The sequence below is a fragment of the Boseongicola sp. genome (assembly GCF_057460485.1).
In genome coordinates, this window is sequence record NZ_JBVCWP010000350.1 from 1 (window position 1) to 3,655 (window position 3,655).

A 3,655-nucleotide genomic window follows, 5' to 3' on the forward strand; every position below is an offset into this window, starting at 1 on the left:
ACCGACCTTTTCCCTTGCGTCTTCCAGAATGACGTTGATCTCGACACTATCGGCGAGTGTGTTGGCGATAAAGCAATACCGGTGAGCCCGATCATGCATCTTTTCCAGCTCCGCCGCATCGACCGCAAAGCCGGTGTCAAAGTGCACTACCGGATGCAAATCCACGCGCGTGACGGACATTTGACCCTTGGCGTTTTTACCAAGATACGCGACGGCGCGATCGAAGAAACTCGCGACCGGCCACTTGGCCTTGGCCGCCAGCGCCAGGAAGGTCATCATGTGACAGCTGGACAATGCGGCGGCCAGAGCCTGCTCCGGGTTCGTGTTCGCCGGATCGCCGCCCCAATCGGGGGCAGCATCCGCTTTCAGTTCATAAACGTCATTGTATCGGACGGTATGCGCGTTCGAATATTTGCCGGGATTCAGGTCAGCTTCGGACCGGTGCCAGTTCAGTTCGATGGAAAGTTCGGACATATCAGTTCTCCGTATTGAATTGGGCACTCAGGCCGCGGCGATTTTCTTTTTGGGATCGTAGAACGGGCGTTCCACGATCGTGGCTCGGGCCGGGCCAGAACCGCTCACGATTTCGACCTTGGCACCGATATTGGCATGTTCTGCCGCGACCATGGCCAAGGCGATGTTCTGCTCAAGCCGTGGCGAATACACCGCGGAAGTGACCTTGCCGATTGTTTCACCGTCTTTGTTGATTGTCCAGAACGTGGTGTTAGGCCCCTTGAGCGGCTCGCTGTCGATGATCAGGCCCACCTGTTTGCGTGCCGGGCCTTCGGCCTTAATACGGCGCAGCGCGGCTTTGCCGATGAAATCGGCTTCCATGTCGAGGTCAACCAGACGGTCAAACCCGAGCTCATAGGGGTTCGTGTTGATATCCGCGTCGGCGTGATATGACAGCATGCCGCCTTCGATGCGGCGGATGGAAGAGGTGTGGCCCGGTTTCAGACCATGCTGCATGCCTGCCGCCATGATCCGCTCCCACAGCGCGTCGCCGCGCGAACCGTCGCGCAGGTAAATCTCATAGCCCAGTTCACTGGACCAGCCGGTGCGCGACACGATCAGGGGAATCCCGTCAAGCTCGACCTCACGCAGCCAGTAATAGCGCAGGTCCATGATGCTTTCGCCAAACAGCTCCCGCATCACTTCGCCCGATTTCGGACCCTGCAATTGCAGCGGCGACACATCAGGTTCACCGATTGTCACGTCCAGCCCGGAATGCACGGCCACGCCCTGCGCCCAGAGCAGAATGTCGCTGTCGGCCAGCGATATCCAGAAATGGTTTTCCGCGAGCCGCAGCAGGATCGGATCGTTCAGGATGCCGCCGTCTGCATTGGTGATCAGGATGTATTTGCACTGTCCGACGGCCATCTTGGACAGGTCGCGCGGGGTCAGCATCTGGGTGAATTTCGCGGCGTCCGGGCCGGTGATCTCGACCTGACGTTCAACCGCGACGTCGCACAGGATCGCGTCGTTGACCAGGTTCCAGAAGTTCTGTTCCGGATTGCCGAAGTCACGCGGAATATACATGTGATTGTAGACCGAAAATCCCTGAGCTCCCCACCGGACGGTGGCATCGAAATAAGGGGATTTGCGGATTTGTGTGCCGAACCCGAAGTCGTCTGATTGCATCATGTTTAGCGCCCTTGTAAGCCACCGGACCGTCAGGCCGTGGATTGTTTCAACATCGCGCCATTTTAGCCTCGGACGCAGTGTGAAGCAGACTAAAAAATAGGCAGGTTGAAGACTGGTCAGACCGTTTTACGGTTTCAAACGGGCCGTTCGGACGTGCGGAGTTATTTGCTTTCCTTCGCCGCCAGTTTCGCAAGGTTGGGCTGGTCCGATTTGATTCGCCGGGTCACGATGTATGTCATGTAGCGGTCAATCCCAAGCTCTGCGGCGAGCAGGGTTTCCATCAAGTTCTGAAACGATGCGAGGCTGGGGCTTACAGCCTCCATGACATAATCCATGCCGCCGCCTGTGGCGATGCATTCGGTGATCTCGTCCAGAGTCCTGATATGAGCCTCGAAACGATCGAAATCAGACTTTCGGTGATGCGTCAGCGAAACGGTCACGACGACCTGGGTGAAATCGCAAATTTTGTCGAGTGCTATTTCGGCGTGGTACCCTCTTATGAACCCTCCGGCCTTCAACCTGTCCAAACGCGCCAGACACGGCGTCGGAGAAAGGTTAACGATCTCTGCCAACTTGGTTTTGCTCAGTTGGCCATGCTTCTGAACCGCACTGAGGATGCGGATATCGGTTGCATCGAGGCCAAACCTTTTCATTGGTCCGAAACTTTCATTGCGCCTCACCACAACGGCGGGCATCAGCATTCAGGACGCGGTTACTTGTTACGTCAAGTTATTATTAGTGCGCCAATGACAGGCGGGTGAAGGATTATGCGACTACTTCTGTGGCAAATGCGTCGATAAAAACGCTTCGGCTGAAGACCCGGAGCGTTCTTTTGGCAACCAACTCCCCATGTTTTCGACGTGGGGACATCGGTTGTAAGCGATACTTTTGAATGTCGGCTTTTGGAGATTGCAAAGCGCGGTTTGATCGCCGAAGCGAAGTGCCGCTTTCCGCCCGCCTTGCCTTGGTTGATCGAGAATTGAACGTCCGCTGCGGGTTCGGAGCGGGCAAAGCTGCCGTTCGTTATGGTTGCTAAAAGGTTGCTGGATTAGCCTTGCAGAGACAGGTTCGCAGTGGTCCGACAATCACCGCTTGAAGAGCAACTCCGCAGTTGATTTGGGTCAACGACGCGAGACTCGGGAGGTGCTAGGGTCGCGCACTCGCTAACATCAGGGTAATTATACTGACATGCCCAAAGACACATCAAATCGACCCGACGGCGATCCTGGCGGATGGCAATGGCAGGTATGGATGCTGCTTGCCGCGTTGCTGGCAATGGTCCTGTTCTCGGGCCTCTGGCCGAACTCCGGGCCGGTGCCGACTGCCTTGCCCTACAGCGAAGTCAAACAGATGATCCGCGACGGTCGGGTTACTTCGGCTGATCTGCAGGAGCACGCCATCGTCGTCATCACCGGCGAACCGGGCGCCGAAAGCAAAGGGACTTTCCGCGCTGTAACCCCGTCTCAGGGCGACCCCGATCTGTTGCCGCTGCTAGAACAAAACGGCGTCGAGATTCGGGCCGAAGAGCCCTCCGTTGTTTCGATGCTGTCCTACATACTGCCATGGGTCCTGATCCTTGGCGTCTATCTGTGGCTGCAGAGGCGGATGATGGGCAACATCGTCGGCGGCGGTCCGGGCGGTGTCGCCGGCGGGCTCCTGAGCGGGCGATTTTCCACGCCGACCGCGTCACGCGAAAAGATCACCTTCGCGGACGTTGCAGGTCAGGATCAGGCCAAGCGGGAGGTGTCCGAGCTGGTCGATTTTCTGCGCGAGCCGGAGCGCTTTGAAAAGGTCGGCGCCGAGGTGCCGCACGGTGTCCTGCTGGTTGGCCCGCCCGGCACCGGCAAGACCCTTCTTGCCAAGGCGCTGGCGGGCGAGGCGGATGTGCCCTTCTTTTCAACTTCAGGGTCGGAGTTTATCGAGATATTCGTTGGCGTCGGTGCGGGCCGCGTGCGCAAGATGTTCGAGGCGGCGCGCAAGGCCGCCCCGTCGATCATCTTCATTGACGAGC

Annotated in this window: 4 protein-coding genes; 1 reads left to right on the forward strand and 3 read right to left on the reverse strand. The window is 57.8% G+C overall.

The genetic code is table 11. From position 1 onward, the window contains the following. The 3 genes from AC221Y_RS21775 to AC221Y_RS21785 form a co-directional block, all read right to left on the reverse strand. A partial coding sequence (locus AC221Y_RS21775) for an OsmC family protein (protein WP_486708416.1) occupies positions 1-474 on the reverse strand: 474 nt, incomplete at its 3' end. A gap of 27 nt (positions 475-501) precedes the next feature. Then, on the reverse strand, positions 502-1,644 hold the full coding sequence (locus AC221Y_RS21780; protein ID WP_486708417.1) for a glycine cleavage T C-terminal barrel domain-containing protein: 1,143 nt from the start codon (positions 1,642-1,644) through the stop codon (positions 502-504). Between the two features lie 161 nt (positions 1,645-1,805). Next, the gene (locus tag AC221Y_RS21785) at positions 1,806-2,297 is read right to left on the reverse strand and encodes an Lrp/AsnC family transcriptional regulator (protein ID WP_486708418.1); all 492 of its coding nucleotides are present in this window, start codon (positions 2,295-2,297) and stop codon (positions 1,806-1,808) included. 598 nt (positions 2,298-2,895) lie between these two features. Between AC221Y_RS21785 and AC221Y_RS21790 the strand changes: the two genes are divergently transcribed. Further along, on the forward strand, positions 2,896-3,655 hold a 760-nt coding region (locus AC221Y_RS21790; protein WP_486708419.1), incomplete at its 3' end, for an ATP-dependent metallopeptidase FtsH/Yme1/Tma family protein.

Excerpts from the sequence above, each read along its gene's own strand:
- AC221Y_RS21780 (WP_486708417.1), bottom strand. The coding sequence starts at position 1,644 with ATGATGCAATCAGACGACTTCGGGTTCGGCACACAAATCCGCAAATCC.
- AC221Y_RS21785 (WP_486708418.1), bottom strand. The coding sequence starts at position 2,297 with ATGAAAAGGTTTGGCCTCGATGCAACCGATATCCGCATCCTCAGTGCG.